The 19,478-nt window shown below is 57.2% G+C and carries 18 protein-coding genes; 11 read left to right on the top strand and 7 right to left on the bottom strand.

Features of this window, described 5'->3' with window-relative positions; all coding sequences use genetic code 11:
- Positions 1-17: 17 nt before the first annotated feature.
- Positions 18-893, top strand: coding sequence for a phytoene/squalene synthase family protein (locus A37O_RS0106380; RefSeq protein ID WP_018296672.1), 876 nt, complete (start codon positions 18-20; stop codon positions 891-893).
- Positions 894-929: 36 nt separating this feature from the next.
- The gene (locus tag A37O_RS0106385) at positions 930-2,480 is read left to right on the top strand and encodes a phytoene desaturase (RefSeq protein ID WP_018296673.1); all 1,551 of its coding nucleotides are present in this window, start codon (positions 930-932) and stop codon (positions 2,478-2,480) included.
- Positions 2,481-2,487: 7 nt separating this feature from the next.
- On the opposite strand, the gene A37O_RS0106390 is transcribed toward A37O_RS0106385, so the two are convergent.
- Entirely contained in the window at positions 2,488-3,030 is a 543-nt protein-coding gene (locus A37O_RS0106390) for a hypothetical protein (RefSeq protein WP_018296674.1), read from the bottom strand.
- A 263-nt stretch (positions 3,031-3,293) separates the two neighbouring features.
- On the opposite strand from A37O_RS0106390, the gene A37O_RS0106395 reads away from it, so the two are divergent.
- Entirely contained in the window at positions 3,294-5,138 is a 1,845-nt protein-coding gene (locus A37O_RS0106395) for a heavy metal translocating P-type ATPase (protein ID WP_425386897.1), read from the top strand.
- A gap of 80 nt (positions 5,139-5,218) precedes the next feature.
- On the opposite strand, the gene A37O_RS0106400 is transcribed toward A37O_RS0106395, so the two are convergent.
- From A37O_RS0106400 to A37O_RS0106410, 3 genes are read right to left on the bottom strand one after another with little or no spacing between them, the layout of a single operon-like run.
- Complete coding sequence (locus A37O_RS0106400; protein WP_026196196.1) at positions 5,219-5,893, bottom strand: methionine ABC transporter permease; 675 nt, start codon at positions 5,891-5,893, stop codon at positions 5,219-5,221.
- Positions 5,890-6,915 carry a methionine ABC transporter ATP-binding protein gene (locus A37O_RS0106405; RefSeq protein WP_018296677.1) on the bottom strand — a complete coding sequence of 342 codons (1,026 nt, stop codon included), beginning with the start codon at positions 6,913-6,915 and terminating at the stop codon, positions 5,890-5,892. Before A37O_RS0106405 ends, A37O_RS0106400 begins: the two co-directional genes overlap by 4 nt.
- 7 nt (positions 6,916-6,922) lie before the next feature.
- A complete protein-coding gene (locus tag A37O_RS0106410; RefSeq protein ID WP_018296678.1) occupies positions 6,923-7,747 on the bottom strand; it encodes a MetQ/NlpA family ABC transporter substrate-binding protein in 825 nt (274 codons plus the stop codon).
- 248 nt (positions 7,748-7,995) lie between these two features.
- Between A37O_RS0106410 and A37O_RS0106415 the strand changes: the two genes are divergently transcribed.
- Positions 7,996-8,733: a thioesterase family protein gene (locus A37O_RS0106415; RefSeq protein ID WP_281167720.1), complete on the top strand. Its 738-nt coding sequence runs from the start codon at positions 7,996-7,998 to the stop codon at positions 8,731-8,733.
- Between the two features lie 4 nt (positions 8,734-8,737).
- Here A37O_RS0106415 and A37O_RS0106420 read toward each other — a convergent pair whose 3' ends face one another.
- The gene (locus tag A37O_RS0106420; protein WP_018296680.1) at positions 8,738-9,790 is read right to left on the bottom strand and encodes an NAD(P)-dependent alcohol dehydrogenase; all 1,053 of its coding nucleotides are present in this window, start codon (positions 9,788-9,790) and stop codon (positions 8,738-8,740) included.
- Positions 9,791-10,004: 214 nt separating this feature from the next.
- Between A37O_RS0106420 and A37O_RS0106425 the strand changes: the two genes are divergently transcribed.
- From A37O_RS0106425 to A37O_RS0106435, 3 genes are read left to right on the top strand one after another with little or no spacing between them, the layout of a single operon-like run.
- Positions 10,005-12,233 (top strand): cytochrome P450, encoded by a 2,229-nt coding sequence (locus A37O_RS0106425; RefSeq protein WP_018296681.1) that lies wholly within the window; start codon positions 10,005-10,007, stop codon positions 12,231-12,233.
- Between the two features lie 39 nt (positions 12,234-12,272).
- Positions 12,273-13,091: an SDR family NAD(P)-dependent oxidoreductase gene (locus A37O_RS0106430; protein WP_018296682.1), complete on the top strand. Its 819-nt coding sequence runs from the start codon at positions 12,273-12,275 to the stop codon at positions 13,089-13,091.
- A 41-nt stretch (positions 13,092-13,132) separates the two neighbouring features.
- Positions 13,133-14,287, top strand: a complete 1,155-nt coding sequence (locus tag A37O_RS0106435) for a serine hydrolase domain-containing protein (RefSeq protein ID WP_018296683.1) — start codon at positions 13,133-13,135, stop codon at positions 14,285-14,287.
- Between the two features lie 31 nt (positions 14,288-14,318).
- On the opposite strand, the gene A37O_RS0106440 is transcribed toward A37O_RS0106435, so the two are convergent.
- Together A37O_RS0106440 and A37O_RS0106445 are read right to left on the bottom strand one after the other, a co-directional pair.
- Positions 14,319-14,873, bottom strand: coding sequence for a TetR/AcrR family transcriptional regulator (locus A37O_RS0106440; RefSeq protein WP_018296684.1), 555 nt, complete (start codon positions 14,871-14,873; stop codon positions 14,319-14,321).
- A 37-nt stretch (positions 14,874-14,910) separates the two neighbouring features.
- Positions 14,911-15,477, bottom strand: coding sequence for a dihydrofolate reductase family protein (locus tag A37O_RS0106445; protein WP_018296685.1), 567 nt, complete (start codon positions 15,475-15,477; stop codon positions 14,911-14,913).
- A 43-nt stretch (positions 15,478-15,520) separates the two neighbouring features.
- On the opposite strand from A37O_RS0106445, the gene A37O_RS0106450 reads away from it, so the two are divergent.
- The 4 genes from A37O_RS0106450 (at position 15,521) to A37O_RS0106465 (ending at position 19,468) form a co-directional block, all read left to right on the top strand.
- A complete protein-coding gene (locus tag A37O_RS0106450) occupies positions 15,521-15,949 on the top strand; it encodes a VOC family protein (protein ID WP_018296686.1) in 429 nt (142 codons plus the stop codon).
- Between the two features lie 287 nt (positions 15,950-16,236).
- On the top strand, positions 16,237-18,645 hold the full coding sequence (locus tag A37O_RS0106455; RefSeq protein ID WP_018296687.1) for a cytochrome P450/oxidoreductase: 2,409 nt from the start codon (positions 16,237-16,239) through the stop codon (positions 18,643-18,645).
- A gap of 18 nt (positions 18,646-18,663) precedes the next feature.
- Entirely contained in the window at positions 18,664-18,891 is a 228-nt protein-coding gene (locus tag A37O_RS0106460) for a hypothetical protein (RefSeq protein ID WP_018296688.1), read from the top strand.
- Between the two features lie 16 nt (positions 18,892-18,907).
- The gene (locus tag A37O_RS0106465; RefSeq protein WP_018296689.1) at positions 18,908-19,468 is read left to right on the top strand and encodes a TetR/AcrR family transcriptional regulator; all 561 of its coding nucleotides are present in this window, start codon (positions 18,908-18,910) and stop codon (positions 19,466-19,468) included.
- Positions 19,469-19,478 lie beyond the last annotated feature (10 nt).

Consider the following 19,478-nt stretch of genomic DNA (forward strand, 5'->3'; position numbering starts at 1 on the left):
CTGAGGAGGTGGGGTGCATGACAAGCGCACCTGATTTCCTCGCACGCTACGACTCGATGAGTTGCGCGGCGGCCCACGAGGTCATCGGCACCTATTCCACGAGCTTTTCTCTGGCGACAAAACTCCTATCCAAGACGGTGCGCACCGATGTCCGCAACTTATACGCCATGGTGCGCATCGCCGACGAGATCGTCGACGGTACGGCAATCGCTGCGGGTATCAGCGATGTCGCCTCGCTTCTCGACGATTACGAAGCGCAAATCCTGAGCGCTCCGCAACAGCGCTTTCATACCGATCCCGTGGTGCACGCCTATGCGCTGACGGCGCGACGCTGCGAGTTTTCCAATGGCCACATCCGGGCATTCTTCGCCTCGATGCGCCGGGATTTAGAGCACGCGAAGCTTTCGGCGAGCGAACTGGATACCTATATCTATGGCTCCGCGGAAGTCATTGGTCTGCTGTGCCTGAATATCTTCCTCGTCGGACACGACGTGGCGCCTCGTGAGCGCCGCGAGATGGAACAGGGCGCGCAAGCTTTGGGCGCGGCGTTTCAAAAGATTAACTTTCTGCGAGACATTCACGAAGACTTCGAGGTGCTGGGGCGCGAGTATTTTCCAGGTGTGAGCCCGGAACACTTCACCGATGCCCAAAAGGCGCAGTTGGTCGCGGAGATCCGCGCGGAACTAGCAACAGCGCGCGCCGTGATGGGAATGTTGCCCATGGAGGCGCGCGTAGGAGTGGTCGCAGCGACGGACCTCTTTAGCCAGCTCACCGATCAGATCGACGAGACCCCGGCCCGTGAGCTTGCCCGGCGCAGGATCAGTGTCCCACAGTATAAGAAGCTGGCCATCGCCGCGCGTGCGCTGCCAACGGCGAAAAAGATGTCTCGCTAAAAGCGCCTTCGGCGCTGGAAACAAAGGAAGATAACCATGAAGAAAGCCACCGTCATCGGTGCCGGTGTTGCAGGTCTTGCCACCGCGGCCTTTCTAGCCCGCGAGGGCTATGACACCACTGTGGTGGAGAAGAATGACACCGTCGGTGGCAGGGCAGGCGAGCTCACCGTCGACGGGTTCCGCTTCGATACCGGACCCTCCTGGTATCTCATGCCGGAGGTGTTCGAGCACTTCTTCAACCTCTTCGGCACCTCCACGGAGAAAGAGCTGGAGATGGTGGACCTCACCCCGGCCTACCGGCTGTTCTCCGAGGGGGAGGCCCCGATTGATGTGCGCTCTGGAATTAATGAAGCCGCCGAACTCTTCGAATCCATCGAACCAGGTGCCGGCGAAAAAATCCGCGAGTACTTGGACAGCTCCAGCGATGTCTATCGCATCGCCACCGAGCGCTTCTTGTACACCACCTTCACCTCGCTGTGGCCCTTCCTGCATAAGGACGTCCGCGACCGACTTGGCCTGCTGATCACGCTGTTGACCCGGCCACTAGATAAGTACGTCGCCGAGCGCTTTCATGATCATCGTCTGCGCCAGATGCTTACTTACCCGGCAGTGTTTTTGTCCTCGCATCCCGAGCGGACTCCGGCCCTGTATCACCTCATGAGTGAAACCGACTTGGTCCAAGGCGTGCAATATCCCCAGGGCGGGTTCACCGCCGTGATCAAGGCGATCGAGAAAATCGCGCGCGAGCAAGGCGTGAGCATCCAGTTGAACACCGAGGTCACCGCGATTACCACGGAGGGTAAGGACGTGACCGGGGTGCGCGTGCGTCGCCAAGATGCCTCCGTGGACACTTACGCCTCCGACATCGTGGTCTCTGGCGCAGACCTCCACTTCACCGAGACCAGGCTCCTGCCACCGGAAAAGCGCACCTACCCGGAGAAGTACTTCGGCACCCGCGAACCAGGATTGAGCGCTGTGCTGGTCATGCTCGGCGTGAAGGGGAAAATACCTGAACTCACCCACCACAACCTGCTCTTTAGCAAGGATTGGGACAAAGATTTCTCGGTGGTCTTCGACGGTCCGAACGCGCAGCGTCCACTGAATTCATCGCAGTCGATCTATATTTCGATGCCGTCGGCAACCGATCCGTCCACCGCACCTGATGGCGACGAAAACCTGTTTATCCTGGTCCCCACACCAGCGATGGAGGGGCTTGGGCGCGGAGATGCGTATGCCGAGCAGGCATCACCTGCAGTAGAAGCGATTACCGAGGATGTCATCGACCAAGTGGCCGCGTGGTGCGGTGTGGAGGACTTGCGGGAGCGCATCGTCGTGAAGCGAACGCTCGGACCGCAAGACTTCGCCGAGCGCTATCACGCCTGGCGGGGCGGGGCGATCGGGCCGTCGCATACGCTGCGCCAATCGGCGTTTTTCCGGGGCAGCAACGCGTCGAAGAAAGTGCGCGGGTTGTATTACGCGGGTGCCACGACCGTGCCTGGTGTGGGTGTGCCCATGTGTTTAATCTCCGCGGAAAACGTGGTGAAACGTCTGCGCGGAGATTCATCGCCGGGCCCGCTGGCCAGCTAGAAGGGGACTAGAAAGAAGAACCCTGAAGGGAGACTGCAGGCAGCTTGATGTTGAACGTAGCCAGCAGCTCCTGGAACATTGCGGCCACGTCAGGCACCTGGATGGTAGCGACGTTGGCGACTGGAATGTTCACGGAAGGAACACCCTGTGGCGCTAGGCTAATGACTTGGCCCTGAGGTGCAGGCTGGGATGGGGCCGGGCGAGAAGGCGCAGGCTGGGACGGTGCTGGGCGAGATGGCGCGGTGTTGCCACCGGTGTTGCCAGTATTTCCGCCCTTGAGACCACAGCGGTTAGCGGCCTCGTCGACGCGAGCAAGTGCTGCGCGGATCTCGTTGCCGCGAGAGTCGAACATGGCCAGCGCGTTAGCCTGGGCGACCTTGTTGTTGTAATCAGCTTCGTTGGTCCAGTAACGCTCAGCTTGCGCACAGGTGATCTGGCCAGCGGGCAGGGCGTTGAGGGCATCGTCGACAACATCGGCGTTTGCGACGGCAGGGGACAAAGTGATGGCGGTAGCGGCAGCTACTCCGGCAATGACGGTGCGCATTTTCATGTCTCGGAGTATTCCACAAGTGTCTTGGCTGGGAAAGTTATAGGAATAACCGCATACGCGGATTATCGCCATGCCAAGGGTAAATAGCCATCTTGCCGGTGCTTGATCTAGGTCAAGGAAGTGTGCGCTTGCTGGCCATATCGTTGGAATTGTTCAAGGAAATTATCTAGTTCACCTTCGTAAGGATGAGAGCAATGACAACGAATTTTTGGAAAACGTGGGGAGTGTCCATCGTCTCGGGCGTGCTGATACTTCTCGCCTTTATGACCGGGGATGTCGATATTACCGGCTCCCACCACGGCGGCGAGTTTAATCTTGCGGCCGGACTCTTGATTGCGGCCACGGTGGTGGCCGGCTACCAGATTGTGAAGTCGGCGATCCAGGCGCTGCGGATCAAAAACATCTCCATTGACCTCCTGGTCTCCATCGCAGCCATCGGCGCGCTGATCTTAGGAAACTGGTGGGAGGCCGCGGCGGTCACCTTCCTCTTCGCCATCGGCGGCGCCCTAGAAAAGGCAACTCTCAACCGCACCCGCAAGGCGCTCTCCGACCTGGTCGATGCCGCGCCTGAGACCGCAACGAAGCTTAACGACGACGGCTCGACCGAAACCCTCGAGCTCTGGGAACTCGAACCCGGCGACACAGTATTAGTGCGCAACGGCGAGCAGGTACCCGTAGACGGAACCGTGATCTCCGGACACGGCGGTGTCGACGAAGCTCAGATTACTGGCGAGTCCGTCCCCGCCGAGAAAGCCGAGAACTCCGAGGTCTTCGCCGGTACCTGGCTGCGCTCCGGCGTGCTGCGGGTGCGAGCCGAAGGGATTGGTTCCGACTCGACCCTGGCAAAGATCATCCACCGCGTCGAAGATGCCCAGGACGATAAGGCCAAGTCCCAGACCTTCATGGAGAAGTTCTCCCAGTGGTACACCCCAGGTGTGATCGTCGCGGCGGCTGTCATCGGCCTGATCACCCAAAACGTCGAGCTTGCCCTGACCCTGCTGGTCATCGCCTGCCCCGGCGCGCTGGTTATCTCGATCCCAGTCTCCATCGTGGCTGGTATCGGACGCGCAGCACGTGACGGCGTCCTGATCAAGGGCGGCGAATATCTCGAAACCGCAGCTAAGGTCGACGTGGTCGTAGTGGATAAGACCGGCACCATGACCAAGGGACGCCCATCGCTGACCGACGTCATCGTGCTCGACCCTGTCTACTCCGAAGATGAAGTACTGACCCTGGCGGCACGCGCCGAAACCGCTTCCGAGCACCCGCTCGCTGAGGCAATCATTCAGGGCGCTGAGGCCCGCAACCTCAACGTCGAGATGGTCGAATCCGCTGAACCCGTTGCTGGCAAGGGCATCCGTGCAGACGTCGACGGACACACCGTCGCAGTCGGTTCCGCGGACCTGCTCGATGGGGCAGTAGATAACGCTCCAATCCTGCAGCTGAATGAGCAAGGCAAGACCGCCATGTTCGTCGGTGTCGACGGACACGCAATCGGAGTGGTGGCTGTGGCCGACACAATTCGCGACGACGCCCTCGAAGCCGTCAACGCGTTGCACAACCGCGGCATCAAGGTAGTCATGGCCACCGGCGACGCCGAGGCCGTAGCCCGCAACGTTGGCGCTGAGCTTGGCATCGACGAAGTCCGCTCCGAGCTCATGCCCGAGGACAAGCTCACCATCGTCCAAGAACTCCAAGCCGACGGCCACACGGTGGCCATGGTCGGCGACGGCGTCAACGACACCCCAGCGCTTGCCACCGCTGACATCGGCGTGGCGATGGGTGCGGCCGGCTCCCCAGCAGCCATCGAAACCGCTGATATCGCGCTGATGGCCGACCGCCTCCCACGCCTGCCTTACGCCTTCGGCTTGGCCCAGCGCACCGTGCGCACCATGCGCGTCAACATCGCGATCGCACTGTTCACCGTCTTGGTCCTGTTCATCGGTGTCTTCGCCGGAGATGTGACCATGTCGATCGGTATGCTGGTCCACCAGGCATCCGTCCTGCTGGTCATCGGCATCGCGATGCTCCTGCTGCGCCCAACGCTGAAGGAAGACAGCGTGGCAGACAAGAAGGTGGAGCAGATCGACGACAAGGTCTCCGCATAAGTCACGCTTCTAAGCACCGCTTCACGACGAGAAAACCGCCGGCCCCGAAAATAAGGGGCCGGCGGTTTTTGGGCTAACGGCTAAGCGTCGCGGGCGCGACGGGCGAGCCAGTTGCCTAGAGATTGAATTCCCTGCACAACGATGATCAAAATAATTACGGTAACGAGCATCGTGAAGGTATCAAATTGCTGGTAACCGTAGCTCAGCGCAAGGTCGCCGACACCGCCACCGCCGATATAACCAGCCATTGCTGTTGCCGAAATCAAACCAACTGTAGAAGTGGTGAGTGCCAAGATGATCGAAGCCCTAGCCTCGGGAAGCATAAAGTATCGAATGGTCTGCCACATTGTGGCGCCCATGGATTCTGCAGCCTCAAGTATTCCGCCATCCACTTCGAGCAAAGCCTGTTCGATGAGTCGCGCAATAAACGGGGCGATGTAGATCGTCAGTGGGACAAGAGCCGCTGTTGTTCCAATCGAAGTTCCGGCGATCAACCTGGTCAGTGGCACAATAGCGACCATCAAGATCACGAAGGGCAGCGATCGAACAATATTGACCAGAAGGTTTGTCAGCGAGTAGATGAACCTATTGGGGCGAAGCCCATCAGGTCGGAAGATGACTAGAATCAGCGCAATCGGAATACCTAATAGGGCACCGATGCCAAGAGAAACCCCCACCATATAGATGGTCTCAACACCGGCGTCTATATATTGTTGCGGAGTGACGCGGGTATCAAATGTTTCCATCCAACTCATGGCAAGACCTCCACGTTGAGTCCTTGTCGATTATTGAGGAGTTCGAGGGCTTCGTCGATACGTGATCTATCGGCTTGCAACCCCAACACCATCGTGCCGACAGTAGTAGCACGTAGGGGAGCGTCGGAGGCTTGGTAGAGGCTGACGCGAACCCCAAGATTTTCGAGATCGCGCAACAATGTACGGGCGGCTCCGCCGGAATGAACAACGCGGACAAGCGTTCCTACGTCGCTGTCGCGCAACTCTTCGACGATGGATTCCGGGATACGTTGGGGTACAACGGTTTCTACGAATCGCCGAGTTAATGATTGTTGAGGGTGCGAGAAGATGCTCTCTACAGTTCCGTTTTCAATTAGCTCACCATTTTCGAGCACCGCAACATAATCGCCGATCCGGGCGACAACATCCATTTGGTGCGTAATGATGAGGATGGTAATCCCTAGTTCCTCATTGATCTGAGTGAGCAAATCCAGGATCTGCGTAGTGGTCAGAGGGTCGAGTGCGCTCGTCGGCTCGTCGCAAAGCAATACGCGAGGATTGGTAACCAATGCACGAGCGATCCCGACACGCTGACGCTGCCCGCCTGAGAGCTGGCGTGGCCGATGTTGCGCACGATCAAGCAGACCTACGCGCTCAAGTGATTCTGAGACGCGTTGGTCGATCTCCGATTTCGGTGTGCCAGCTAAAACCAATGGCATGGCCACGTTGTCGGCAACAGTCCTAGAATTGAGCAGGTTGTAATGCTGAAATATCATCCCAACTTCTCGACGAAGCGTGCGTAACTCGGACTCATTTAACGCAGCAGGAATTCGATCGAGAACAGTCACCTGGCCAGCCGAAGGGGTTTCCAGCCCGTTAACAGTACGGAGCAAAGTGGACTTACCTGCCCCCGATGTTCCGACGACTCCGTAGATTGACCCAGCAGGTACGTCGAAACTAATCGAATCGAGGGCAGTGATTTGCTTAGCGCTATCGCCGTAAAACCGCGAGACTCCGCGGAATTCAACTGCAGCTTGAGTCATGAACTACTTAGCTCCTCAAGGAATCTGGGATGAACCAGTAATTGTTAATGTTCTCTTCTTCGACCAACTCAAGGAAACCCGGATCGCGGTAGGCGTCACTGACGGCCTGGACCCAATCAGAATCCTCTTCGTCCGCGCGGGTAACAGCGGCCAAAATCAATTCGGGCCGGAGTTCTTCCTGGAAGAGCTGCAGATTCGGGTCGACCTTGGATGCATAAGACATGGACCCTGGGATCACGCCCCAGTCAATGTCTGGCAGCGCGCGAGGGATTGTGGCCGAATCCATGGGCTCGATCGACAGATTATATTGATTATCCTCAATATCGTTGACCGAGAGTAAGGCTGGATCTGCGTCCGGATTAATAGTGATCCAACCGGCCTCTGCCAGCATGTTCAACGAGCGCGAAAGGTTAGATGCATCCATAGGGACTGCGACAGTTTGACCGTCTGCGACATCTTCGAGTGATGCATGGCGCTCGGAGTAGAGGCCTGCCGGAACTGTTGGGATCTCGGTGAAGTTGATCAGGTCAGAACCGGTCTCTTCGTTGAACACGCCTGTGTAGGCCGAATGCTGATCGACATTGAGATCTACCGACCCCTCTGAGACGGCAGTTGTTGCCTGCTGAAGATCAGAAAATTCGGTGTATTCGATTGTGTAGCCCCGTTCTGTGAGGATCGGGTCGATTCCATCTTGGAAGAGCACTGAGTAAGGACCTGGTGAAGTGCCAACACGGATAGTGTCGTCATTTCCTTCGGATGACGAGCAAGAGGCAAGCCCTAAGGCGAGGGCTCCCGCACCAATGGCGGCGGTGATACGAGTGAGAAGTTTCATGATCGATCCTTTTTAACGGAAAACATATGACAAATATCGGAGTCTATTTAATAAAGACAACTCTGTCTATATAGGGTAGGTCGATTGGTACCCCCGATGGTCAATTAGTCCATCCAATTTTTGGCTACCGCGCTAAGAGGATCTTTCAATTTCTAACCCTGATTTTTGCTACCCTCACGACTATGACTTCGGACACACAATCAGGGACTCAAAACTCATACTTCGTAGCACTTGGCGAGGATCGGTATATGCCCACTGCGCATGCAAGCGGTGCATGGCGAGAGGACGAACTCCATCTAGCGCCAGTCGCAGGCTTAGTAATTCACCATATGGAACGCTGGCGTCAGGAAAACATTGACCCCTCGTTGACATTTAGCCGATTCAGCATGGACATCCTCGGCCAGATTGGTCGCGAGGAAATCCAATTAAGCACCGAAGTGCTTCGACCTGGACGCACGATTGAACTGATTGAAACCACCGCTGTGATTGCTGGCAGGGCCACGATTCGGGCGCGTGCGTGGTTGCTGCAGAATGGCGATACATCTTCCGTTGTGGGCGAAGAATTTGATGCGCTTCCTCGATTTGAAGAATGCGAAGATGTTACAGGCGAGCTGGGGTGGCCTGGTGGCTTTATTGCGAGCGTAAAGGCCGCGCAAGCCCCGGGGCGGCGCCCAGGGCGGAACAAGATCTGGATTACCTCCGAACTCCCACTTGTGGAAGGAGAGGAGGCTCAGCCGCTAGCGGAGTTCTGCAAGTTATTGGACACGGCAAACGGCGTCGCCGTGCGTCAAAAACCAGAGGAGTGGATGTACCCCAATGTCGATCTCACCTTCCACATCTTCCGTGAGCCGCAGGGAATTCAAATGGGATTGGACACCCGCGTGGCTTTCGGGGCCAACGGCATCGGATTAACCAGCTCGGTAGTCCATGATGCCGAAGGCCCCGTGGGCACGCTTAATCAGTCCTTGACGTTGAGGAAACTCTAGGTTTCTACTTTTCGCCGTGAGGGACGATGACTGCTCGGCCGGCGATCTTGCCGTCGACAAGCGCTTGGTAAGCCTCGAGCGCATCGTCGAGGGAATAAGTGGTGACCTGTGGCTTGATCTGGCCAGCCTTGTACATATCTACGACCTCGTGGAGTTCCTCGACGGTGCCCCAGTAGGTGTTGACTAGTTCGGCTTCGTAAGGGGTGGTCATAAACGCCCAGTCGTAGGTAGAGAGGTCGCCGATTCCAACGATGGTGACTCGCCCTTGAACTGCGGCCGACTGCATAGCGGTTTTGACGGTCGCGCCAACTCCGACGAAGTCGAATACAGCGTCGGCGCCCTTTCCGCCGGTGATCTCACGGATCTTTGCGACCTGATCTTCGCCCCCGGGCACGGTGACGGCTCCGAGTTCTTCTGCCGCGGCCATGGCCTCTGGCTTCATGTCGGTAGCAATGACTGTAGCGCCGGTGAGTGCCTTGAGAATCTGCACACCGACCAGGCCAAGTCCGCCGAGGCCGATGACGAGCGCCGTCTTGCCACCGCCGTTGAGGTGGGGAAGTGCCAGCTTGATAGCGTGGTATGGGGTCAGACCTGCGTCAGAGAGCGGGGCTGCATTGATGGGATCTGCATCGCCGAGCGGAATCAGGTTGCGCGCCGGGGCGATGACGTATTCCGCCATGCCTCCGTCGAGCCCAAGACCCACGCCTGAGTAAGGCATGTCCGCTGCGTTTTCACAGTAGGTGTCCTGGCCGCGGGTGCAGGCGCGACAGACTCCGCAGCCAACCGGGCCGTACACCAAGTAGGCTGCGCCGATTTCAATGCCTTTGACACCTTCGCCGAGTTCTTCGGCCCAGCCGGAGTTTTCGTGACCCAGGGTGAACTCTGGGTCCATTTTGGGATTGAGGCCTTCTTCGAATTCATTGAAGACAGCAACATCGGAGTGGCAGGCGCCAGCTCCCGCAACTTTTAGGAGAACTTCACCTGGTCCTGGGGTGGGTTTTTCAATGTCTTTGAGCTCGGGAAAAGTTTTATAGCCAACGTGGCGGACGGCTTTCATGGGGATCTTCCTCTCAAAAAACTTCGGGGGAATTACACCTTCAACGCTACTTTCCTTAATGAAAAACCGCAGGCAGATGGCTTTTTGGAAACCATTTTCATGTTTTCACTTTACAAGTGTAAACCGAATGTGAAAGTATGTCTCACATCACACGCTGATAGCTGGTGTGGTTGCACGAACACTTTCGCTACTCCCAGAGATTCAAGGAAAACCTATGAGCTCACGCACCGTTTCCAAATGTCCCTTTGCTCATGGCTTTGATGCCATGGGCGATGCCTACTACCGTGACCCAGCCTCGCATTTTGCGGAGTTTCGCGAGGAGACCCCAACCTTCTTTTACCCGTATTTGAACGCGTGGATCGTCAATAAGCACGAAGACGCGATGACCGTCCTCGGCGACTGGAAGAAATTCTCATCCGCTGCAAACTCTTCGACCATCGAAGTCCCTGAGAAATACCAGGAGTTCATCTCCGGCGAGCTCATTTCGCGCGTGCTTGTTGGTTCCGACCCGCAAGGCCACACCACTGCCCGTGGCGTCGCACAGCTCGGATTTCTGCAGGAAGACATGGATGCTCTCCAGCCTGAGATCGAAGCCCGTGCGCATCGCATCATTGACAAGTTTGAAAACAACGGTTCCGGCAATTTACTCGAGGACTACTGCCTCGAGCTCACCACCCAGACTTTGCTCGCCCACATGGGCCTCGATTACTCCTGGGATCCGACGATTCGCCAGCTTCGCGACGACTTTTTCGCCGTTCTCGCCTCTGCTCAGGAGCCGCTTCCCGAGCCGCAACGCTCCGAGGTCTGGGAGCGCTACGTTGACGGCAACCTTAAGCTGCGCAAAGTTGTCGAGGAACGTCGCGAGTCTACCGAGCGCGACCTGATCTCCATCATGGCTTCTCAGAAGGATGAAGAGGGAAACTACTTCCTCGATGCCGACCAGATCGCCATTCATCTCACCGAGTTCTGCGCAGCAGGCACTGACACCACCGCCCAGGCTATGGCGAATGCAGTGCTTTTCTTAAACAAGAACCCGGAGGCGCTCCAGGATGCCCTACTTGAACCAGAGCTGTGGCCGCGAGTTTTTGAGGAGACGGTCCGTCGTCGCCCTTCGTCGACCTTCGCGTCCCGGCAGGCGATGATCGATACCGAACTCAGCGGTGCCAAAATTGAAAAGGGCGACATGGTGTGGATCGCCCTATCCTCGGTAAATACTGACCCGGATTACCAAGAGCGTCCATTTGAATTCGACATTCACCGCCCAGATCCGCAGGATCATATGTCGTTTTCCACCGGCCGTCACAAGTGCCTAGGTAACCCGCTGGCCCGCGTCCAAGGCTCCACCGGCCTCAAGGTGCTCTTCGAGCGCCTCCCATCTGTCACCGTTGATGACCCAGATTCCCTCGACTTTGTTCGCATGGCGCTGCTTCCTGCCCGTCGCTCCCTGAACGTTCACTGGGACCTCGAGGATATTGAGCGCTCCAAACAGAACACCGTGCGCACCCTTGATCTGCGCATCGCCGAGCGTATCGACGAGTCTGAGGGCGTCGTCTCTCTGCGTCTCGAGCATCCAGACGGTGGCGAGCTGCCCCAGTGGAAGCCGGGCGCACACATCGACCTGCACTTGCCTGGTGAATTGGTCCGCCAGTACTCGCTGTCCGGAGACTGTGATGATCGCTCGTCGTACCGGGTGGGCGTGCTGCGTGAACCAGCAGGCCGTGGAGGTTCTGCCGCAGTGCATGACGAGCTCCACGAGGGCGGAAACGTGACCGTCTCGTGGCCACGAAACAACTTCCGCTTCGCAGATTCCCCGAGCTACCTGTTCATTGCTGGTGGCATTGGCATCACCCCAATCTTGGCCATGATCCGCGAAGCTGAACGCGATGGCAAGGATTGGCGTCTGCTCTACGGAGGTCGCACCCGCAGCTCGATGGCCTTCCTGGACGAACTTGCCATCTACGGTGACCGAGTCACGCTGGTGCCACAAGACGAGATGGGTCACCTCGACCTGCCTTCGGCGCTCGACGAAGTTGCACCAGACACACTGATCTACACCTGTGGGCCTGAGGGCTTATTGCAAGCGGTGGAGAAAACCTCCGCACACTGGCCGAAGGGAAGCCTGCGACTCGAGCGTTTCGCTCCGAAGGTGATCGAGCGCGATGGTGACGACACCTCTTTCGAGGTCGAGTTCTCCTCGACGGGTGTGACACTGATGGTGGACGCGAAGGAGTCCATTCTGGAGGCAGCAAGTCGTGCCGGTGTCAACGTGATCTCCTCCTGCGAGGAGGGCACGTGCGGAACCTGTGAGACCCGCATCATTTCGGGAGAAGCAGACCACCGAGATTCCATCCTCACTGAGGACGAGCAGGCCGAAAACGACACCATGATGATTTGTGTTTCCCGGGCAGCAAAGGGTTGCAACAAGCTCGTCCTCGAGCGCTAATTAGGTACATATTTCAGATTCAAGAAAGCAGGATTATTCATGAGTGATCAAAAGCTGGCAGGTAAAGTCGCCGTAGTTTCCGGAGCGGGTTCCGGAATGGGCCTGGCAACCGTTCGGGCATTGGCCGAGGAAGGCGCGACTGTCTACGCTCTCGATGTCTCCCAAGATAAGCTCGACCAGGAATTCAGAGATGGATCTGCCACCCCGATCAAGGCTGATATTTCTGATTCCGCAGCAGTAAAGGAAGTGTTCAAACAGGTCGAGGAAGATCACGGGAAGCTGGACATCCTTGTGAACGCAGCTGGAGTGGCCATGCCCACTCGCGAAGCAAACGAGCGCGTCGATGCCATTAACCACACAATGATTGAGGCTGCCAAGAAAGGCGAGACCTACAATCCAGAGTTCTTCGAAGACATTAGCGACGAAGAATTCGACCGCGCGATTCGTATCAACTTGCACGGCACTTTTTATATGATCCGCTCTGCAGTGCCGTTGCTGAAGAAAGCCGGTGGCGGCGCGATTACTAACTTTGCCTCGGTGGCAGGATTGGTTTCCTTGCCCATGCCGGCCTACTACCCGGCCTCGAAGGCAGCGATCGTGGGCATGACTCGCTCGTCGGCAGGCGAGCTTGCTCCCTTCAATATTCGCGTCAACGCGCTTGCTCCGGCCGGCATTAACACCGCATTGCTCAAGCAGTCCGGTGACGAGCACGTGCAGGCATTGCTGGCGATGCAGCCGCTCAAGCGTGTGGCTGATCCAGAGGAGATCGCGCAGACCCTGGTGTTCCTGTCTTCTGATGCAGGTGCGCACTACACCGGCCAGATCTTGTCGCCTTCCGGTGGCGCGTTCCTCGCGTAAGCCGACATAACACTCATTCCAACTTTCTTAAGGAGAACACCATGGCATTTGATCTAAAACAACTACAGCGCGTTGAAGACCAGATTCAGCACGATATCGACAGCGAACTGTGCGACGGTGTCAACGTCATCATCGCTCAGGGTGGAGAAATTGCCCTGCAGGGCACCTATGGATTTGCGGAGCGCGCGATCGGACGTGAGTCCAAACGTGACGACATTTACCGCATCCTTTCCCTGTCCAAGGGCTTTACCAACGGCTTGGTCTACCGCGCACTTTCGGAGGGCAAGCTTGCCCTGTCGACCCGCGTGATTGACGTGATCCCGGAGTTCCTGGGTACTGATCCTTTCCATATGCTGCGCAAGGACCAGATCAATGTGTGGCACCTACTCACTCACACGGCAGGAATGCCCTCGACCCCAAATCCGGGCCTAGGACCGGACCGTTTTGGCGTGCTTGCCGACGTCATCGAGGCGCTTTCCACTGTCGATGCTGTATTTGATGCTGGCACCAAGGTGAACTACTCGCCATCGATCAACCATGCGCTACTGGGGGAGATGGTTCGTCGTGTTTACGGTTATGATCACTTCCGGGATGCTGCGCGCGAGCTCCTTTTCGATCCATTGGGCATGAACGAAACCGCTTTCGGCTTGCCAGCTGAGCGCGCGGATCGGGTTGTCCCGCTGAAGGTGTATGTCCACCCCGAGGGATTCCTCTCCGCTGACGACATCGAGATTCTGAATGATGTCATCATCGGTGACAACGAGATGCCATGGGTGGGAGCAACAACCACAATCGACGACGTGTTCAAGTACGTTGAACTGCTCCGCAAGAAGGGCGAGCATGACGGCGAGCAGCTCATCGGCCGCCAGGTCATTGAGGAAGCGACCCGTATCCAGACTGGTGACATGATCAACGAGCTCTACGCAGGTGTGAACGCGGGTCGTGGTTGGTTGCCTCCGAAGGGAAATTTCGGTCTTGGCGTGGTCATGTCCGGTGTGGGTCACGCACCGAACTTCTTCGGTCCATTCACTTCGCCGGATGCCTTTGGGAATAACGGTGCAGGTTCCACCCTCTATTGGGTCGACCCAACAAATGATGTGTCGTTCGTATTCTTGTCCTCGGGCGTTTTGGACGAGGCCGACAATGTCGAGCGCTTCCAGCGCTTGTCGACGATGGTTTCTGCCGCCATCAAGTAATTACGCCAGTGAAGCACAGCCGAGCAGTGGGTCAAGACAGCGCGACGACCCACTGCTCGGTCAGGTTTTTCATTACCTGTTCTTCGTTGTCTAAGAAACCCCGGCCGTAGAGAAAATAGAAACTGCGATCAGTTCCCAGAAAGAGGTTGACGAATTTCAAGCGAAAGCCATAATCGTCGCCTCCTGGGAAGTTTTCCGCGATGGCGTTTATCATGGTGAGCCATTCTCGGGCGACGTGCTTGTCTTCGGCGACGGCTTGCTCGATGGCCAGGAATTCCTCGGAGCTATTAATCCAGGTCTGGGCGAGGCTCTCCAACCAAGGACGAACATACTCGGCAGAGTACTCGGGCGCTTTACCCAGTTCGAGTACCAATTCGCGCAGATCCAGCCGGACCGTGCTGAGGTGCTCCAGCACAATGGCGGGCTTGTTCGGGAAGTGCTGATACAGCGCGGTGCGACTGAAACCTGCGCGCGTAGCAATCTGGTTCATGCTCGTTGCGTTGTAGCCCTGCTCGCGAAAAAGGTCAAAAGCGGTCGCGAGAAAATGCTGGTGCGTCTCAGCCTGTTGTTTCTCCCGTAGATTCATCGCCTCTTAGAGTACTTGATTGCAGGTAGGGATATCCCTAACGCTTAGTCCTGAGGTTAAAACGCATCTCAGTAAATTGTCCCACTTCGCGGATCTGCGGGGCACCCAATTGGCCTGATTCAATGCGGCGGGGGAGGGTCGGCTTCCCGGCGGGGAGAAAGACCGGTGCCACGGTCAGGATGATCTCGTCGAGGGCGCCAGCATCGTAGAACTGACCAGCAAGGTCACCGCCTCCCATGACCCACACGTTGGTACCTGCAGGGGTCGAAGCAGAGATGTCAGAAAGTGCGTCTGCCACTGAAGAATTGATCACACGGATATTTGTTCCTTGCGGAAGTGGCAGGTCACGGCTGGAGAACACCCAGGTGGGGCGATCCCCGTAGGCGGCAGTCCAGGCCGAAGGGGCGTCGATAAGCTTCATCTCTTTTAAGAGCCATTCGTAGGTGGTCGAGCCCATGACAATCGCACCAACGTTGGCAAAGAAACTGTCACTATCAGCTTCGGCATCGGCCGCGCCGGGGACGTCGAAAAGCCATTGCAGAGAGTTGTTCTCGTCGGCAATGAATCCATTGAGCGTGGTCGCAGTGTTGTAGATGACTGTCATTTTCCCAACGGTACCGATTCCGAGATCTACTTACGATGGGGCCATGGGAATCAAGAGACTAGATAATGTTGCCATCGTCGTTGATGATTTGAACGAGGCGGTGGAGTTCTTCCAGGCGCTCGGCATGAGGCTGGACGGCCGTGCCGACATCGAGGGGGACTTTGCCGACGAGGCCGTGGGCCTGGAAGGTATTCGCAGCTCGATTGCGGTGCTGGAAACCCCCGACGGTCACAGCCGTGTCGAGCTGACCACCTACCTGAACCCACCACAGATCGAAACTGCACCCATGGCACAAAACGCGCTGGGGATGCACCGGATCATGTTCGCCGTGGACTCCATTGAGGAGACTTTGGCGGCGGTCGACGGCGAACCCCTGGGAAGCATCGCCAACTACGAAAACACGTACCTGCTGTGTTACCTGCGCGGGCCCTCAGGGATCATCGTTGCGCTGGCGGAGGAGATCGGGAAGTAGGCTCTCACCAACGATCTGCTAAGTCTGTGAAAGTGCATTTATAGGGGGTAGGCAGGGGCTTTCGTCGATTGGCAAAGATCAATCGTGCCTACCTGCACGTTCCTTTAAAAGGTCTATTCCTTAAGGGGGTAGTTGTTGTATCTTTATAGGTCGCATCAAATTCATTTTCCTAGACAGGTGTCAATCGTCTAGACCATAGTGGTGTCTCACACACTTATTCCCGGCGGTGCCATAAGCCACGACGCAGGACGCGCGGGATGCGGAACACTATGTGAAAGGTCAATGAGATGACGACGACTCTCGCCGACATGATCAATCAGGTCAACAATGCCGATAAGTTCACCGACCTCGGTGCAACTGAGACCAAATGCCCGTACCTCAACGGTGAGATGGATGATCTCAGTCGCGACGAAGCCCTGGAAATCTTCGGGGAGCCCGGTCAGGGCGCGGACAAGGACTTCGATGCGCTCGGGCAAGAATTTATCGACGACCCGTGGAAGCACACCGAATGGGCATTCAATAACCAGCCGGTGTTTTACTCCCACAAGCTGGGCTACTGGGTGGTCACGCGCTACGAAGACTGCCTGGCCATTTTCAAGGACACGGACAACTACTCGGCGCACACAGCCCTGGAGAAGGTCGTTCCGCTGACCGACGACGCCAAGTCCATCCTGAACGATTACGGTTACGACTTCCGCGACACCATTGTCAACACCGATGAGCCGATCCACAACAATCGTCGTCGCGCGCTGGAAAAGCCCTTCAACGTCGATGAGCTGCGCAAGCTTGAGCCGATGGTGCGCGAAACTGTTGATTCCTACATCGACAAGTTCATCAATGACGGCGAAGCGGACATCTTCAAGCAACTGCTGCACATCTCGCCTTTGACCGTGGCACTGAAGTTCATGGGCGTGCCAACCGAGGACATGGACAAGATCCACGAGTACTCCATGGCACACGCCACCACGACCTGGGGCAAGCCAACCCCGGAGTCGATGAACGATGTTGCCGAGACCAACGGCAAGTTCTGGCAGCACTCCCAGCGCGTGCTGAACAAGCTGATGGCCCAGGAGGAGGTAGAACCGCAAGCCGGCTGGGTGCCTCACTCTATTCGTGCGCACCGCGAGGACCCTGAAGCAGTTCCGATGTACTACCTGCGCTCCAAGACCATGTCGGCTGTGACCGCGGCGCACGACACCACCGCAAACTCGGTGTCCAACCTGCTCATTTTCATGCTCACCGAGCGCCCAGATATCTGGAACCTGCTGAAGGACAGGCCGGAGCTGATCCCCAATGCGATCGAGGAATCCTTCCGCCTCAACGGTGGCTCCCACGCGTGGCGCCGCCGCACCCTCAATGAGGTGCAGGTTCGCGGCATCACCATTCCGGCCGGCGAGCGCGTTCTCATGGTCACGTCCGCAGCGAACCGTGACCCAGAGATGTTCCCGGACCCACACACTTTCGATCTCTACCGTGACAACGTAACCAAGCACCTGCTCTTCGGCTACGGCATGCACCAGTGCATGGGACGCAACCTGGCGCGTCTACAAATCCAGGTACTGCTCCAACAATTGCTCAAGCGCCTTCCACACCTCGAGCTGGTCCCGGACCAGGATTACGGGCGTCTGCCATCGGTGTCCTTCCGCGGCCCTCAAACCATCAAGGTCACCTGGGATGCAGCACAGAACCCGGAGAACTTCGGCCCGATCTCCAGCGAGAATCCCGAGATCATCTACAACGGACCCTCCCGCTCGCTGCGCACACGCACGATGGAAGTCACGGAGGTCACAGAGGTTACCGACAAGATCCGACGCTTCACCCTGACGCCGACCGACGGAGCAAAGCTGCCACGTGCTTTTTCCGGTGCACACATCGAGATCAACGCCGGAGGCCTCAACCGCCAGTACTCGCTCGTCCACGCCACTCCAGACTTCTGGGAGATTGCGGTGCAGCGTGAAGACGATTCCCGCGGCGGCTCCCAGTGGCTGCACGACAACGTTCAGGTTGGTTCCATCGTTGAGGTTCGGGGCCCACGCAACAACTTTCGGTTCTCCACCGATGCAAAAAAGCTGATCCTGGTCGGCGCCGGTATCGGCATCACACCAATGCTGGCCATGGCTGACGAGGCTAAGTCCGAGGGGATCGATTACGAGCTGCACTACTCCGGCTCCTCGCGCACCAAGATGAGCTACCTTGACGACGTTGTGCGCGACCACGGTGCCAACGCCACCTTGTACATCTCCGACGAAGACACCCGCATGGACATCGGCCAGTTTGCCGATCGCTATGAAGAAGGCATCCAACTCATGACTTGCGGCCCAGACCGCTTTACTTCCGAGGTACTCGAAGTAACGAAGCTGTGGCCGGAAGATACCGTTCGTCGTGAATCGTTCACCGCAACCACGCTGCTGGACCCTGACCAGAACGAAGAATTCACCGTGGAGCTCAATTCCACCGGCGTGGAATACCAGGTGCCGGCGAACATGACCTTGCTGGAAACTCTGGAGAATGCCGGCGTGGAACTTTACGCGGAGTGCCGTGAGGGCATCTGCGGCACCTGTGAGGTGGGCATTGTCTCTGGCGAAGCAGAGCACCTCGACCAAGTTCTAACTTCCAAGGAAAAGAATGCCAACAACTCCATCATGACCTGCGTTTCGCGCGGCTGCGGCAGCAAAAAGCTCGTGCTGGATATTTAAGCAAAAAGGAGAAACACCATGGCACACGTTGATATGTGGGACATTTTCAAAGACGTCCCCGATGCTGCGCTGGCAAAGCATTTCCGGAACTATCTGGGTGAGGGCGAGAACGCTTCCTTGATCGCAGACCAATCAGATGCGGAAATCGCAGAATTGCTCCGGACCGCATCGACCGGGGCTGAGGATGATTTCGCCGTAACCAAGATCTTTGATTACGCGCTGAAGTTCGTCCACCATAATGGCTAGGCCATAATGGTGAGGTATGAATCAAAAAGAGCGGCAATCGGCGGAAACGAAGCAGAAATTCGTCGATGCCGCCTTTGAGCTCTTCGAGGAAAACGGCTACGCCGAAACCTCGATGAACGCCATCGCCCAGCGAGCTGGCTTCAGTCGCGCCAACCTCTACCTGCACTTTTCCAAAAAGTCAGATATTGTGCGGGTGCGGATGAAAAAGATCGAAGTCGACATCTATCTCCCCTTTGCAGAGCTCTTCGCCGTTCGCGCCCACGACGAAACCACAGTGCGCGAATGGCTGGAGCATATGCGGGAGATGTGGAGCCAATTCAAGGTGGAGTTTCACGCCATGGAGCAGGCCATGTCCACCGACGAGCAGGTGGCCAGCGAATGGTTGGATATGATCAGGCGCATTGCACGACAGTTGCCTGGGCTTAGCGACGACACCCAGCGCTACCAGGACTTCATCGCCCTATTGATGGGCCTCGACCGCAATTTTTACTTCCTTTACGTCCGCAACAATCTGCTGCATGAGGAGTATGTGCTGCAGGCTCTGACCCGTCAATGGCTCACTCTGTTTCGGCGCTAAAACTGACAGC

This window comes from Corynebacterium lubricantis DSM 45231, from assembly GCF_000379425.1.
Lineage (GTDB): Bacteria > Actinomycetota > Actinomycetes > Mycobacteriales > Mycobacteriaceae > Corynebacterium > Corynebacterium lubricantis.